The organism is Pseudomonas sp. B21-021, from assembly GCF_024749205.1.
Taxonomy (GTDB): Bacteria; Pseudomonadota; Gammaproteobacteria; order Pseudomonadales; family Pseudomonadaceae; genus Aquipseudomonas; species Aquipseudomonas paraglycinae.
In genome coordinates this window covers 647,106-661,089 of record NZ_CP087192.1, presented here as the reverse complement: position 1 = coordinate 661,089, position 13,984 = coordinate 647,106, and the positions used below count along the sequence as shown (strand labels likewise).

At 61.6% G+C, this 13,984-nt stretch carries 12 protein-coding genes; 5 read left to right on the top strand and 7 right to left on the bottom strand.

All coding sequences use genetic code 11. The features are described 5' to 3' along the window. Nucleotides 1-3: 3 nt before the first annotated feature. The 4 genes from LOY31_RS02855 to LOY31_RS02840 all read right to left on the bottom strand — a co-directional run bounded on the left by LOY31_RS02855 (nucleotide 4) and on the right by LOY31_RS02840 (nucleotide 5,502). A complete protein-coding gene (locus tag LOY31_RS02855) occupies nucleotides 4-918 on the bottom strand; it encodes an ABC transporter permease subunit (protein WP_007950661.1) in 915 nt (304 codons plus the stop codon). Nucleotides 919-1,064: 146 nt separating this feature from the next. Continuing rightward, nucleotides 1,065-2,198, bottom strand: coding sequence for an ABC transporter substrate-binding protein (locus tag LOY31_RS02850; protein WP_127796765.1), 1,134 nt, complete (start codon nucleotides 2,196-2,198; stop codon nucleotides 1,065-1,067). A 364-nt stretch (nucleotides 2,199-2,562) separates the two neighbouring features. Beyond that, the gene (locus tag LOY31_RS02845) at nucleotides 2,563-3,846 is read right to left on the bottom strand and encodes an FAD-binding oxidoreductase (RefSeq protein ID WP_258712806.1); all 1,284 of its coding nucleotides are present in this window, start codon (nucleotides 3,844-3,846) and stop codon (nucleotides 2,563-2,565) included. Nucleotides 3,847-4,011: 165 nt separating this feature from the next. Further along, on the bottom strand, nucleotides 4,012-5,502 hold the full coding sequence (locus tag LOY31_RS02840; RefSeq protein ID WP_258712805.1) for an aldehyde dehydrogenase family protein: 1,491 nt from the start codon (nucleotides 5,500-5,502) through the stop codon (nucleotides 4,012-4,014). Between the two features lie 161 nt (nucleotides 5,503-5,663). On the opposite strand from LOY31_RS02840, the gene LOY31_RS02835 reads away from it, so the two are divergent. The 3 genes from LOY31_RS02835 to nadE all read left to right on the top strand — a co-directional run bounded on the left by LOY31_RS02835 (nucleotide 5,664) and on the right by nadE (nucleotide 8,732). Beyond that, nucleotides 5,664-6,569, top strand: a complete 906-nt coding sequence (locus tag LOY31_RS02835) for a LysR family transcriptional regulator (protein WP_007950669.1) — start codon at nucleotides 5,664-5,666, stop codon at nucleotides 6,567-6,569. Nucleotides 6,570-6,676: 107 nt separating this feature from the next. Beyond that, on the top strand, nucleotides 6,677-7,900 hold the full coding sequence (gene pncB, locus LOY31_RS02830) for a nicotinate phosphoribosyltransferase (RefSeq protein ID WP_085608510.1): 1,224 nt from the start codon (nucleotides 6,677-6,679) through the stop codon (nucleotides 7,898-7,900). Nucleotides 7,901-7,904: 4 nt separating this feature from the next. After that, nucleotides 7,905-8,732, top strand: coding sequence for an ammonia-dependent NAD(+) synthetase (nadE, locus tag LOY31_RS02825; RefSeq protein WP_007950678.1), 828 nt, complete (start codon nucleotides 7,905-7,907; stop codon nucleotides 8,730-8,732). A gap of 55 nt (nucleotides 8,733-8,787) precedes the next feature. On the opposite strand, the gene azu is transcribed toward nadE, so the two are convergent. Next, entirely contained in the window at nucleotides 8,788-9,234 is a 447-nt protein-coding gene (azu, locus tag LOY31_RS02820) for an azurin (protein WP_064593127.1), read from the bottom strand. 341 nt (nucleotides 9,235-9,575) lie between these two features. Here azu and LOY31_RS02815 point away from each other — a divergent pair, with 341 nt between their 5' ends. Both LOY31_RS02815 and LOY31_RS02810 read left to right on the top strand, forming a co-directional pair. Continuing rightward, nucleotides 9,576-10,163, top strand: a complete 588-nt coding sequence (locus LOY31_RS02815) for a TIGR00730 family Rossman fold protein (protein ID WP_039766689.1) — start codon at nucleotides 9,576-9,578, stop codon at nucleotides 10,161-10,163. A 68-nt stretch (nucleotides 10,164-10,231) separates the two neighbouring features. Next, nucleotides 10,232-10,411 carry a hypothetical protein gene (locus tag LOY31_RS02810; RefSeq protein WP_007950694.1) on the top strand — a complete coding sequence of 60 codons (180 nt, stop codon included), beginning with the start codon at nucleotides 10,232-10,234 and terminating at the stop codon, nucleotides 10,409-10,411. Nucleotides 10,412-10,539: 128 nt separating this feature from the next. On the opposite strand, the gene LOY31_RS02805 is transcribed toward LOY31_RS02810, so the two are convergent. Further along, on the bottom strand, nucleotides 10,540-11,433 hold the full coding sequence (locus LOY31_RS02805) for a transglutaminase family protein (RefSeq protein ID WP_258712804.1): 894 nt from the start codon (nucleotides 11,431-11,433) through the stop codon (nucleotides 10,540-10,542). Continuing rightward, a complete protein-coding gene (locus LOY31_RS02800; RefSeq protein WP_258712803.1) occupies nucleotides 11,433-13,919 on the bottom strand; it encodes a circularly permuted type 2 ATP-grasp protein in 2,487 nt (828 codons plus the stop codon). The genes LOY31_RS02805 and LOY31_RS02800 overlap by 1 nt, the downstream gene beginning before the upstream one ends. Nucleotides 13,920-13,984 lie beyond the last annotated feature (65 nt).

Genomic DNA, 13,984 nt, shown 5'->3' with positions numbered 1-13,984 from the left:
CGCTTACACCTTCGACACAAGAGGACGGCCCAGCAGGCCCTGAGGCCGGAAGACCAGAACAAGTACGAGCAGCGAGAAGCTGAACACGTCTTTGTAGTCGGAGTTGACCAGGCCCGAGAACAGCGACTCGGAGATCCCGAGGATGATCCCGCCCAACATGGCGCCAGGCAGCGAGCCGATCCCGCCGAGCACCGCGGCGGTGAACGCCTTGATGCCGATGACGAAGCCTGCGTAGAAGTCGAACGTGCCGTAGTTCATGGTGATCAGCACGCCGGCCAGGGCCGCCATCGCTGCACCGATGATGAACACATAGGAAATCACCCGGTCGGTGTTGATCCCCAGAATCGAAGCCATCTTGCGGTCTTGCTGGGTGGCGCGGCACATGCGGCCGAGCTTGGTGTACTTGATCACGTAGGTCAGCAGGCCCATCCCGACGAACGCCGCGACGAGAATGAAGATCTTGGTGTAGGTCAGCTGGACGAAGCCCGAGCCGACGTCGATGCGCCAGGCACCGGTGAGCAGCGTCGGAACACCCTGTTGACGGGCGCCCTGGCTGATCTGGGCATAGTTTTGCAGGATCAGGGAGATACCGATGGCGCTGATCAGCGGTGCCAGTCGGGTGGAGTTGCGCAGTGGTTTGTAGGCGATGCGTTCGATGACCCAGCCATACACCCCCGTGACGACGATGGTGAAGACCAGTGTGCCGAGCATCAGCAGCGGGAAGGATTCGATACCGAAGTAAGCCAGCAGAGCCAGACTGATTGCCGCCAGGTAAGCGGAAATCATGTAAACCTCGCCGTGGGCGAAGTTGATCATGCCGATGATGCCGTAGACCATTGTGTAGCCGATGGCGATCAGGCCGTAGACCGACCCGAGGGTCAGGCCGTTGACCAGTTGCTGCAGGAAAATACCATCCATAACGCAATCTCACGCAGTGAGAACCTGCACACCCTGGGGCGCGCGGTTCTTCTAGGAAAAATACAGATTTACGTCGGAGCAATGTCAGCCACGACCGGGCTGGCCCCCACAGGTGTTCTGCAGAGGTCAGCCGATCGCGTCAGCCCTTACTTCTGTTTTTCCAGCTGGTGATATTTGCCGGTCGCGTCCCACTGGTAAACCACGTAGTCGGAGACTTTCAGGTCGCCCTTGGCGTCCCAGGTCTTCTCGCCCATCACGGTTTTCACTGGGTTGGCTTTCAGCCATTTGGCAGCGTCTTCGCCCTTGTTGGACTTGGCGCCGTTGAAGCCGGCGGCCAGTGCCTGAACCGAAGCGTAGGCGTACAGGGTGTAGCCTTCAGGCTCGGTGCCGGCCTTGCGGAAGGCATCCACTACAGTCTTGCTTTCCGGCAGCAGGCGCGGGTCGGCGCCGAAGGTCATCAGCACGCCGTCGACGTATTGCGGGCCGCCAGCGGTGGTCACCAGTTCGTCGGTCACGATGCCGTCGTCAGACATGAACTTCACGTCTTTCAGGCCTTCGGTACGCAGTTGCTTGACCAGTGGACCGGCTTCCGGGTGCAGACCACCGAAGTAGACCACGTCGGCACCGGCCGCGCGGATCTTGGTGACCACGGCGCTGAAGTCTTTCTCGCCACGGGTCAGGCCTTCGTACAGCACCGGCTTCACGCCGCGTTTTTCCAGTTGAGCCTTGGTCGCATCGGCCAGGCCCTGACCGTAGGTGTCTTTGTCGTGCAGCACGGCCACTTTCTTGCCCTTGAGCACGTCGACGATGTAGTCGCCGGCCACGATGCCTTGCTGGTCGTCACGGCCGCACATACGGAACATGGCGCTCAGGCCGCGCTCGGTCACTTGCGGGTTGGTGGAACCCGGGGTGATCGCGATGATGCCGGCTTCGTCGTAGATCTCGGACGCAGGAATGGTGGAGGACGAGCAGAAGTGGCCGACCACACCGGCGACCTTCTGGTTGGTGAGGTCCTTGGCGACCGTCACCGCCTGTTTCGGCTCGCAAGCGTCATCGCCCTTGACCAGGACGATCTTCTCCCCGTTGACGCCGCCCGCCGCGTTGACCGCGTCGGCTGCCGCTTGTGCCCCTTTCATGTATTGCTCGCCAAATGCCGCGTTGGCGCCCGTCATCGGACCCGCCACACCGATTTTCACATCAGCTTGTGCAAACGCAGAAACACCCAGCGCAGTAGCCACTGCGAGGGCCAGAAAGCCTTTCTTGTAAAACGTCTGGGACATGAGGTGGTGCTCCAAGGTTTTTTTTAGTTGGCACTGCGACTTCACTTGAATGCTCAGAGCAAGGGCCGTGCCATCGGTTTTTTATTCTTCAAAAAGTCGCTGCTTTCTTGTTATTTCGACTGTTTCGTTCCCATTTTCATTGGGCGTGCAACCGTCTAAACCGCGGAAGGTGAAACCAATTATTTTTTCAGGCGCAACCAGCACGCGCCATCATTGCAACCGCGGCGCCAAACGACGTGCAACCAGCCTGTAACAGCCCGCGTCACCGAACTGCACACTGCTGGTGCGGGACTGCTACAACCCGCACCATTACAGGCTAGTCGCTACATCGAAAAGCGCCGCTTCCGGCAACATATTTCAACACTCAAATGACGATCCGCAGGCACTGGCCCGCGTGATACAGCGAGAACCCGGCCTCGTACAGACAACTGCGCAAGCCCACACCCGCCAGGGGCTGCATCGGTGCGAAGGGAATCGGCAACGCCTGAGGATTTCCGTTACACAGGTAGTCGGCGAACGCCTTGCCGACCACGGTGCCGGTGGTCACGCCACGACCGTTGTAACCGGTGACGGCCACCAGTCCGGGGGCCGGCTCGAACAGGCGCATCAGGTGATCGGGAGTGAAAGCGATGCGCCCGGTCCAGGTGCATTCCCACTCCACGGATTTGAGATTAGGGAAGTAATGCTGCTGCACCCGGTCGGCCCAAGCCTTGAGAAACCAGGCCGGTTTCTGATTGCCGTTGCCAAGGCTGCCCAGCAACAGACGCCCATCCTTGTCACGGCGAATACTGCTCAGCACCTGACGGGTATCCCACGAGCCCTGCCCGCCCGGAAGGATTTCATGGGCGGCGTCTTCGGTGAGCGGCACCGAAGCGACCTGATAGTAGTAACCGGGGAAGAAGTTGCGCTTGAGTTCGGTCCAGTCGCCTTCGGTGTAGGCGTTGGAAGCGATCACCACTTGTTCGGCGAGCACCGAACCCTGCTCGGTCTGCACCGACCATTGCTGGCCCTGGCGTTCGAGACGCGCGACCGGGGAGTGATCGAACATCTGCCCGCCAAGGCCGATGACAGCGTTGGCCAGCCCGGTGACATAAGCCATCGGATTGAGCGTACCGGCACGCCGGTCGAGCAACGCGGCGGCAATCTTCTGCGTGCCGGTTGCCTGTTCACAGGCCTTGCCGGTCAGCAGTTCGACCGGCGCACCCCGGCGTTTCCACTGTTCTTCGCGACTGCGCAGATCCGCTTCACCCTTGGCGTTGTGCGCCATGTGCAGGGTGCCTTCGCGGCGCAACTGGCAATCGATGTTGTATTTATCCACAAGGCTGAACACCAGCGCCGGCGCCGCACCGAGCATGCGGTTGAGCTGACTGCCGACCGCCTCGCCGAAGCCGGCCTCGATCTCGTCCGGCGGAATCCACATCCCGGCGTTGACCAGCCCGACGTTGCGCCCGGAGCCACCATGCCCGGCACGATGGGCTTCGAGCACGCAGACGCTCTTGCCCTTTTCCAGCAGATGCAGCGCCGCCGACAGCCCGGTAAACCCGGCGCCGATCACGCAGACATCGACTTTGACCTCGCCCCTGAGCGCCGTGTTATCCGGTCGTTGCGGCGTGAGTTTTTCCCACAGACATTCTTCGCGTAACGGCATTGCCAGACTCCAACAGAAACCTGCCAAACACACCTAAAAGATCGTTCCCACGCTCTGCGTGGGAACGCAGTCAGGGACGCTCTGCGTCCCGAAAGCGAACGCGGAGCGTTCGGTGCAGCATTCCCACGCAGAGCGTGGGAACGATCAATAGCTTTGAGAAAACTGTCAGTCGAAGGTAATGCCCTGCGCCAGCGGCAACTCCAGCGAGTAGTTCACGGTGTTGGTCTGACGGCGCATGTACGCGCGCCATGCATCCGAGCCCGACTCACGACCACCACCGGTTTCTTTTTCACCGCCAAACGCCCCGCCGATTTCCGCGCCGCTCGGGCCGATGTTGACGTTGGCGATGCCGCAGTCGCTGCCAACCGCCGACATGAATTTCTCGGCCTCGCGCACATCAGTGGTGAAGATGCACGACGACAGGCCTTGCGGCACGGCGTTGTTCAGGCGCAGCGCCTCTTCGAAATCGGTGTAACCGACCACGTACAGGATCGGTGCGAAAGTCTCGCTGCACACCACGTCGCTCTGCTCCGGCATTTCAACGATGGCCGGCGATACGTAGTAGGCGTTGGGGAATTGATCTTCCAGTTGGCGCTTGCCGCCGAACACCCGACCGCCCTCGCTCAACGCCTGCTCCAGCGCATCCTGCATGTTTTCGAAGCTGTGCTTGTCGATCAGCGGGCCGATCAGGTTGCCTTCCAGCGGGTGACCGATACGGACCTTGGCGTACGCGGCTTTCAGGCGGGTGACGATTTCTTCTTTCACCGATTCATGGGCGATCAGACGACGCAACGTGGTGCAACGCTGACCGGCGGTGCCGACGGCGCTGAACAGGATGGCGCGCACAGCCATGTCCAGATCGGCGCTCGGGCCGAGGATCATCGCGTTGTTGCCGCCCAGTTCGAGAATGCTGCGGGCGAAACGCGCGGCGACTTTCGGCGCCACTTCACGGCCCATGCGGGTGCTGCCCGTGGCGCTGATCAGCGCGACACGCGGGTCATCCACCAGCGCTTCGCCGGCATCGCGGCCACCGATGATCACCTGGCTCAAGTGCGCCGGAGCATCGCTGAAATTCTTCAGTACGCGCTCGAACAGCGCCTGGCAGGCCAGAGCGGTCAGCGGGGTTTTCTCCGATGGTTTCCACACCACCGGGTTGCCGCAGACCAGCGCCAGCGTGGTGTTCCACGCCCACACCGCGACCGGGAAGTTGAACGCACTGATCACGCCGACCACACCCAGTGGGTGCCAGGTTTCACGCATGTGGTGGCCCGGGCGCTCGGAGGCGATGGTCAAACCGTAAAGCTGGCGGGACAGGCCGACGGCGAAGTCGCAGATGTCGATCATCTCCTGCACTTCACCGAGGCCTTCCTGAGTAATCTTGCCGGCCTCCCAGGAAACCAGTTCGCCAAGATCATTTTTGTATTCACGCAGCACTTCGCCGAACTGACGCACCAGCTCACCGCGACGCGGGGCCGGCACCTTGCGCCATTGTTCGAACGCATGATCTGCGCGACTGATGTGCTGCTCGACTTCGGCCGGGCCTTCCCAGTTCACGGCGCCGATGCGGCTGCCGTCGATGGGCGAATGCACCGGCACTTTGCCGTTCTGGTACAGGGCCGGGTTCACACCTAGACGATCAAGCAATGCGGCAACCATGGGTCACTCCTCGAGCAAAAAACTGAATGTGTGCGGGCGCGTTTTCACGACCGGGCAGACCTTTAGTTGTAGCGTCAGGAAGGCTGTGCAACAAACGACCTTTACGCGAGATATCATTCCGTTTATTCATGCTGCGCAGAAAGACAAGAAAAGGATCGCCCATGCTGAACAAACGCCACTTGCCGTCGATCACCGCGTTGCAGTGCTTCGAGGCCGTGACCCGACACCTGAGTTTCACCCGGGCCGCCGAGGAACTGAACCTGACCCAGAGCGCTGTCAGCAAGCAGGTGGCGCAGCTCGAAGAATTGCTGCAGCACTTGTTGTTTCGTCGGGTACGCCGCCGTTTGCAGATGACCCCGGCTGGCGATCTGTATCTGGTGGAAGTCAGAAAAATCCTGACCCAGGTCGAGATGTCGACCCATTACCTGCGTTCCTACGGCGGCGAAACCGAAGTCCTGCGCGTCTCCACGCCCTCGACCTTCGGCGCGCGCTGGCTGGTGCCGCGCCTCAAGGGCTGGCGCCTGCGTCATCCGTCGATTCATCTGGACCTGTGCAACGAGCAAGAGGCCGATGACCTGCTGCAAGGGCGCAGCGACCTGGCGTTCTATTTCGGCCAGGGTTCACGCCCCGGCACCGAATGCCTGAAGCTGTTCGGCGAAGAGCTGGTGCCGGTCTGCGCGCCGAGCAGCCTGCCGGACACTCCGTTGACTGATCCAACGCAACTCACCGATCTGGTCCTGCTGCAGAATGCTTCGCGCCCGCAAGCGTGGCACGACTGGTTCGACAGCCAGGGCTACCAGACCGAACACAGCTACCACGGCCCGCGTTTCGAAACCTTTTATATGTGCATCCGCGCCGCGCAGGTCGGCTGCGGCGTCGCCCTGTTGCCGAGGTTTCTGGTGGAAGAGGAATTGGCCGACGGCAAACTGGTCATTCCCTGGCAGCATGCAATGCCCAGCACCGATGCCTATTACCTGGCCTACCCGGAACACGCGGCAGAAGTGCCCAAGGTGCGGGATTTCGTGAAGTGGATGCTGGAGCAGATCGACAGTCCTGATGCGGTCTGAGGCGCTGCGCCGGGATAAAAATCGCTGGCAATCCCCACCCCGGATATGCGCCACTAGCGCCATTGATTGATACCGCGCCAACGCGCGGCCCGTCTGGAGACCCCGTTATGAGCGAGAGTGTGTTTGCCGATCGCATCGTGCAGAACCTGCTCGACACCGACTTCTACAAACTGACGATGATGCAGGCGGTGCTGCACAACTACCCCAACGTCGAAGTCGAATGGGAGTTCCGTTGCCGTAACAGTGAAGATCTGCGCCCGTATCTGGCGGAGATCCGCTTCCAGGTCGAGCGTCTGGCCGAGTTGAGCCTGAGCGCCGATCAGTTGAGCTTTCTCGAGCGCATCTCGTTCCTCAAGCCGGATTTCCTGCGCTTCCTCGGTCTGTTCCGCTTCAACCTGCGCTACCTGCACACCGGCATCGAGAACGGCGAGCTGTTCATCCGCCTGCGCGGGCCGTGGCTGCATGTGATCCTGTTTGAAGTGCCGCTGCTGGCGATCGTCAGCGAAGTGCGCAACCGCTATCGCTACCGTGAAACAGTGCTGGAACAGGCCCGCGAACAGCTTTACCGCAAGTTCGACTGGCTGACGGCCAACGCCTCGGCCGATGAATTATCTGAACTGCAAGTAGCCGATTTCGGCACGCGCCGACGGTTTTCCTACCGCGTGCAGGAAGAAGTGGTGAACGTGCTCAAGCACGATTTCCCCGGGCGTTTCGTCGGCACCAGCAACGTGCACCTGTCCCGCGAACTGGACATGAAACCGCTGGGCACCATGGCCCACGAATGGATCATGGCGCACCAGCAACTCGGCCCGCGACTGATCGACAGCCAGATCGCCGCCCTCGATTGCTGGGTTCGCGAGTATCGCGGCTTGCTGGGGATCGCCCTGACCGACTGCATCACCACCGACGCGTTCCTCGGCGACTTCGATCTGTTCTTCGCCAAGCTGTTCGACGGTTTGCGCCATGACTCCGGAGATCCGGTGCAGTGGGGCGAAAAATGCATCGCCCACTATCACAAGCTCGGCATCGACCCGATGAGCAAGACCCTGGTCTTCTCCGACAGCCTGACGCTGCCCAAGTCGCTGGAGATCTTCCGGGCGCTGCGCGGCCGGATCAATGTCAGCTTCGGCATCGGCACCAACCTGACCTGTGACATTCCGGGTGTCGAACCGATGAGCATCGTGCTTAAAATGACCGCCTGCAACGGCCAACCGGTGGCGAAGATCTCCGACGAGCCGGGCAAGACCCACTGCAAAGACCCGAATTTCGTCGCCTATTTGCGACACGTTTTCCAGGTTCCTGCCGTTTCCAGCCTTTCTAGCAAGGAGTGAATTCATGCAAGCCGTACAGCGTGAGATTGCTGAACAGCTCAACGTTCAGCCGCCGTTCGCCGATTACCAGGCCCTCGAAGCGGAAGTCGCCCGACGCATCACCTTCATCCAGGATTGCCTGACCAGTTCCGGGCTCAAGACCCTGGTGCTGGGCATCAGCGGCGGGGTCGATTCGCTGACCGCAGGGCTGCTGGCCCAGCGCGCCATGCGTGAACTGCGCGAGCGCACCGGCGACGAGGCCTACAAGTTCATCGCCGTGCGCCTGCCGTACGACGTGCAGTTCGACGAACACGACGCCCAGGCCTCGGTGGACTTCATCGCCCCGGACGAGCGCCACACCGTCAACATTGGCCCGGCGGTGAAATCCCTGGCCAGCGAAGTCGCAGCCTTCGAAGGCAAGCATGCGGTGTCGGTGGATTTCGTGCTCGGCAACACCAAGGCGCGGATGCGCATGGTCGCCCAGTACACCATCGCCGGCGCGGCTCACGGCCTGGTGATCGGCACCGACCACGCGGCGGAAGCGGTGATGGGTTTCTTCACCAAGTTCGGTGACGGCGCCTGCGACCTGGCCCCGCTCAGCGGTCTGGTGAAAAACCAGGTCCGGGCCATCGCCCGCAGCTTCGGCGCACCGGAATCGCTGGTGGAAAAAGTGCCGACGGCGGATCTGGAAGACCTTTCGCCAGGCAAGCCGGACGAGGCGTCCCACGGCGTGACCTACGCCGAGATCGACGCTTTCCTGCACGGCGAGCCGGTGCGTCAGGAGGCGTTCGACATCATCGTCAACACCTACAAAAAGACCCATCACAAACGGGTCATGCCGTTTGCGCCTTGAATCCAGGGCATAAAAAAAGCGTCCTTCGGGACGCTTTTTTTTGACCTTGTGTTGCTTACTTCAGGGTCACGGTGCCTTTCATCATCGAGATGTGGCCCGGGAACGAGCAGAAGAAGCCGTACTTCTCGTCAGCCTTGAGCTTGGACACGTCGAAGGTCACCGAGTCGGTTTCCTTGGCGCCGATGATCTTGGTGTGAGCGATAACGCGCTCGTCACCGTCCTTCAGGTAGTTCTTGTCGATGCCGGCGGCCAGGCCGTCGGTGGCGATCGGCTGCATGTCGGCTTCTTTGCTGATCACCAGGTTGTGGCCCATGACGTTCTTCGGCAGGCTGCCGGAGTGGGTCAGCTCGACGGTGAAGGTCTTGCAGCTCTTGTCGATTTCGATGGCCTTGGTGTTGAAGGACATCTGGTCGGTGGAATCAACGGTGGTTTTGCACTCGGCAGCCATCAATTGGCTGCTGGCCAGCGCCAGCAGGGATACCGCAACAACTTTGGAAAACATGGTGAATCTCCAAGGCAGGGTTAACAAAAACACGAATGGTTGGAAGACTGCCTGAAATCTTCGCAAGTTCCTATGACTTGAGTCAAAAATTGTATACAACTTTCAGGCTATGACACTCATCGAAACAATCTAACAGCCAGACGTTTGGCCGGGCCGTATCTTCAGGGCTCAACGTTCATCTGGAGCATCCGTCATGTCCTTCAACAGCCTGTTGTGCAGTCTGCTCGCCGCCTACGCCTGTGGTGCCAGCGGCACCTATGAAACCCCGAAACGCGAAGTTTAGCCCTTGGATCAAGGCGTGCCAGCCTTTACCCTGTGACCGATTGACCCAGGAGGAAGGCATGTCTCTCACATCCGTTTGTGTATTTTGCGGTGCCAACGCCGGCACCACCCCGGCGTACACCGAAGCCGCGATCGCCCTCGGCACGGCTATCGCCGAGCGTAAGCTGACGCTGGTCTACGGCGGTGGCGCCGTCGGCCTGATGGGGATTGTCGCCGACGCCGCGCTGGCGGCCGGTGGCGAAGTGATCGGCATCATCCCGCAGAGCCTGATGGACAAGGAAATCGGTCACAAGAGCCTGACGCGTCTGGAAGTGGTCGACGGCATGCACGCGCGCAAGGCGCGGATGGCTGAACTCAGCGATGCGTTCATCGCCCTGCCCGGTGGCCTTGGCACCCTGGAGGAGCTGTTCGAAGTCTGGACCTGGGGCCAGCTCGGCTACCACGGCAAGCCGCTGGGCCTGCTGGAAGTGAACGGTTTCTACAGCAAACTCACTGCATTTCTCGATCACATCGTCGGCGAAGGCTTCGTTCGTGCGCCGCACCGTGACATGCTGCAAGTGAGTGAATCGCCGCAAACGCTGCTCGAAGCCCTCGACAACTGGAAGCCCACCGTCACCCCAAAATGGGTCGACCAGAAACCCGGTTAACCGCCGGGCACCGATACAGGGCAGAATACGCGCCGCTCAACCTCACCTTCGACCCCAGAGGATCGCCCATGGCCAAACCCAATTACTCCTTCGCCAAACGTCAACGTGATCTGGCCAAGGAACAGAAGAAAGAGGAAAAGCTTCAGCGCAAGAAACAGATGGCTGAAGAAGCGGCACTGAACCCTGATGGTGAAGTGGCGACCGATGATGATGTTGAGGCACCGAAAGACCAGGCACCCGACGCCTGAGCAACACTGCAGGACCACTGAACACAATCCCTGTGGGAGCGGGCTTGCTCGCGAAAGCGTCGTGACATTCACTATGGATGTGACTGACAAATTGCTTTCGCGAGCAAGCCCGCTCCCACATTTGATCTTCACTCCTCCAAGGGCAACACGGTGACGCGGACTTCCGGGTCGTGATTGCCACCACCCAGAATCACCCCGCGCAACGGCGAGACATCGGAAAAATCCCGGCCCCAGGCCAGGGTGATGTGCTCCAGTGCCGGCTGCACGTTGTTTGTCGGATCAAAATCCACCCAGCCCAGCACCGGGCAAAACACCGAAACCCAGGCATGGGACGCATCGGCGCCGATCAACCGTGGCTGCCCCGGTGGCGGTTGAGTCAGCAGGTAGCCGCTGACGTAACGCGCCGCCAACCCGCGTGATCGCACACAGGCGAGCATCAGGTGCGCGAAGTCCTGACAGACCCCGCGCCGGCGCTCCAGCACCTCCACCAGCGGCGTCGCGACTTGCGTCGCTTCGGCATCGAAGGTGAATTCGCTGAAGATCTTCTGCATCAGGGCCTGCACACCCAACATCAACGGTCTGCCGACCGGGAAACAACTTTCCGAGAACTCGACGAAACTGCGTTTCAGATGCACGTAAGGCGACTGGAATCGATAGCGACAGGCTTCCAGCAGCGAGGCGGACAGCGGCTGGCTGCTGTAGGTCAGCGCGTTACGGGTCAATTCCCAGGCCGGTGACTGATGGAAATCCACCACGGGCCGCGCCAGCACTTCGACCGTCAGCCGTGCGTTGACCTGCAACTCATCGTGAGGCCGTTCGAAAGCCAGGCGAGTCAGCGGATTGCCGAAGACATCCTGCTCGTCACGGCGGGTGGTCGGCTCCGGACTGATCAGCAATTGCTGCTCGGTGCAGCGCTGCCACTCGCATTCGCGCGGCCACAGATGCGCCAGTTGCTGGGCCAGGGACACCGGACTGTCGTAGCGATAGCAGGTGTCGTGAAGGATCTGGTAATGGGCGCTCATCAGACGGACACCGTGCGCTGGCTGACATCATCGACATGGGCGAAATGGCGCAGGGCCAGACGATCCGACACCTGACTGCTGGCGTCGGCGACTTCCTGCAGCAAGTCCGCCAGACCGTCGAGGGCCGCGCGCACGCTGGATTCACCAAACAGCGGATTCTCCAGACAGCTCAGGTCGAAACGCGCCAGACGCTCGACCAGCGGCGGCAACCCCACCTCCCTCGGCACACCGAAATCATCATTCAGCCGCTTGAGGGTGCGGGTCACCAGTTTCAACTGGAACAGCACCGCATGAGGGTTCTGCTCGTCCAGCAGCAACAGGTCGAGTACCGGAATCAACTGCGCCACCGCCAGATAACGCGAGCGATAGGTGATGCTGCTGTTACCCAGCTCCAGCAACCATTCAAGCCCCGCTTGATCGAACGCCCCGGCGCCACGCAGGAAACCCGCGAGGCTGCTGCTGAGAAATTGCAGGCGCTCGATCCGCCGGCCGATCATCAGGAAGCGCCAGCCTTCGTCGCGGGTCATGTCGTCGAGGGCAAACCCGGACAACGCCGCCAGCGACATCACCAACCGGTTGAGAAAATCCAGCAGCTCGCCGAAATCCGGCTCGTCGGTGTCCAGCTCCGAAGCCTCTCGCTGCAACTCCACCAGCGCCTGCCAGTTTTCCCGGGACAGCTTGCCGCGCACTTGCGATGCCGCCCACTGCAAGCGTTGCAGGTTGGAACGCAGGCTGAACGACCAGTCCTCGCCGAGCAGTGCCGCGAGCAAACGCTCCGGCAGCTCACCCTCATCCGGCAGCAGCATCAGCCGCTCGCCCAGATCCACGGCGGCCTGCAAGGCTTGCGGGTCATCGCCGTCGACGTAACGCGCGAGCATGATGCGCAACAGCCGCGCGCTGTCGTCGCAACGCTCGCAGTAACGTCCGAACCAGAACAGGTTTTCCACCACCCGCGACGGCAGATACGGATCACGGCGCACCAGATCGGGCACGCCGATGTTGCGCTGGGCTTTCCACTGCTCACCGCTCGGCGGTCGATCCCCCAGCACCCAGGTGTCTTTGCTCGCGCCACCGCGCTGCATCGACACCACTTCGGCATCGGCTTCCGCGGCGACCCGGGTCAGGCCACCGGGCAGCACCCGATAACCATCGTGACTGGCCACTGCGTACATGCGCATGCCGATTGCCCGGGGTTGCAGTTGCCCGTCCTCGGGCTGCCAGATCGGCGCCTGGGACAACTGGGCGAGTTCTTGCGCGACATAGGCATAAGGGCGGGCCTGCATGCGCGCGGCGAGACTTTCACGCTGTTTTTCGCTCAGATCCCGACCAAACACCGGCGCAAAACTTTGCGACGGGAACGCCGGTTTGATCAACAGCTCAGGCAGTTTCTCCAGGGCCTGGGCCAACACCGGCGCTTCGCCGCACCACCACGTGGCGATGGACGGCAGGATCAGCTCTTCGCCGAACAGGTACTGATTGATCTTCGGCAGGAAGCCCAGCAGCCCCGGTGACTCCAGCACGCCGCTGCCCAGGGCGTTGGCCACCAGCACCCGTCCCTGACGTACCACCTCCAGCAATCCCGGAACGCCGAGCGCCGAATCCGTGCGCAGCTCCAGCGGATCACAGAAGTCATCGTCGAGCCGACGCATGATCGCGTGCACCCGGCGCAGGCCGCTGAGGGTTTTCAGGTAGACCGTGGCATCACGCACTGTCAGGTCGCCGCCCTCCACCAGCGGATAACCGAGCTGGCGGGCGAGATAGAGATGCTCGAAATAGCTTTCGTTGAAACGACCTGGGGTCAGCAACACCACCAGGGGCGCGTCATCGTCGCAGGGGGCCTGACGGGCCAGGGTTTCCTGCAAGGTGCGGAAGAAGCCGGCCAGGTGCTGCACTTTCAGATCCCGATACAACTCGGGGAAGGCGCGGGACACGATAGTGCGGTTTTCCAGCGCATAACCGGCGCCCGATGGCGCCTGGGTACGATCCGCCGTCACCCACCAGCGCCCGTCCGGCGTGCGCGCCAGATCCACGGCGTACAGATGCAGAAAGGCCCCGTCCGGTGGCGCAATGCCCTGACAGGGCCAGAGAAAGTTGTTGTGACCGAACACCAGCTCCGCCGGCAGCAGCCCTTCGCTGATCAGCCGCTGCGGGCCGTACAGGTCCGCCAGCACCGCATTGAGCAGCCGCGCACGCTGGGCAATCCCGGCCGACAGCTGTTGCCACTCATCGGCGGCGATTACGTGGGGCAACAGATCCAGCTCCCATGGACGGTCCGCGCCCTTGGGGTCGGCATAGACGTTGTAGGTGACGCCGTTTTCCTGGATCTGCCGGGTCAGCAACGCCTGACGCTGCACCAGTTGCGCCGGGGTGCTGCGCTGCAATTGGTCGACCAGTCGCCGCCAGTGCGGGCGCACCGCCCCGCTGTCGTCGAGCAGTTCGTGATAGGTGCCCGCTGTCAGCGGGTAGCGGTCAAGCAGGTCAGGCATGGAAAGCTCGGCAGCCGGCAAGGAGCGGTCAGACTAACGCAGGCACATGACGCCCGGATATACGA

Coding starts and splice junctions, on each gene's coding strand:
- LOY31_RS02855 (WP_007950661.1), bottom strand. CDS start 918: ATGGATGGTATTTTCCTGCAGCAACTGGTCAACGGCCTGACCCTCGGG.
- LOY31_RS02850 (WP_127796765.1), bottom strand. CDS start 2,198: ATGTCCCAGACGTTTTACAAGAAAGGCTTTCTGGCCCTCGCAGTGGCT.
- LOY31_RS02845 (WP_258712806.1), bottom strand. CDS start 3,846: ATGCCGTTACGCGAAGAATGTCTGTGGGAAAAACTCACGCCGCAACGA.
- LOY31_RS02840 (WP_258712805.1), bottom strand. CDS start 5,502: ATGGTTGCCGCATTGCTTGATCGTCTAGGTGTGAACCCGGCCCTGTAC.
- LOY31_RS02835 (WP_007950669.1), top strand. CDS start 5,664: ATGCTGAACAAACGCCACTTGCCGTCGATCACCGCGTTGCAGTGCTTC.
- pncB (WP_085608510.1), top strand. CDS start 6,677: ATGAGCGAGAGTGTGTTTGCCGATCGCATCGTGCAGAACCTGCTCGAC.
- nadE (WP_007950678.1), top strand. CDS start 7,905: ATGCAAGCCGTACAGCGTGAGATTGCTGAACAGCTCAACGTTCAGCCG.
- azu (WP_064593127.1), bottom strand. CDS start 9,234: ATGTTTTCCAAAGTTGTTGCGGTATCCCTGCTGGCGCTGGCCAGCAGC.
- LOY31_RS02815 (WP_039766689.1), top strand. CDS start 9,576: ATGTCTCTCACATCCGTTTGTGTATTTTGCGGTGCCAACGCCGGCACC.
- LOY31_RS02810 (WP_007950694.1), top strand. CDS start 10,232: ATGGCCAAACCCAATTACTCCTTCGCCAAACGTCAACGTGATCTGGCC.
- LOY31_RS02805 (WP_258712804.1), bottom strand. CDS start 11,433: ATGAGCGCCCATTACCAGATCCTTCACGACACCTGCTATCGCTACGAC.
- LOY31_RS02800 (WP_258712803.1), bottom strand. CDS start 13,919: ATGCCTGACCTGCTTGACCGCTACCCGCTGACAGCGGGCACCTATCAC.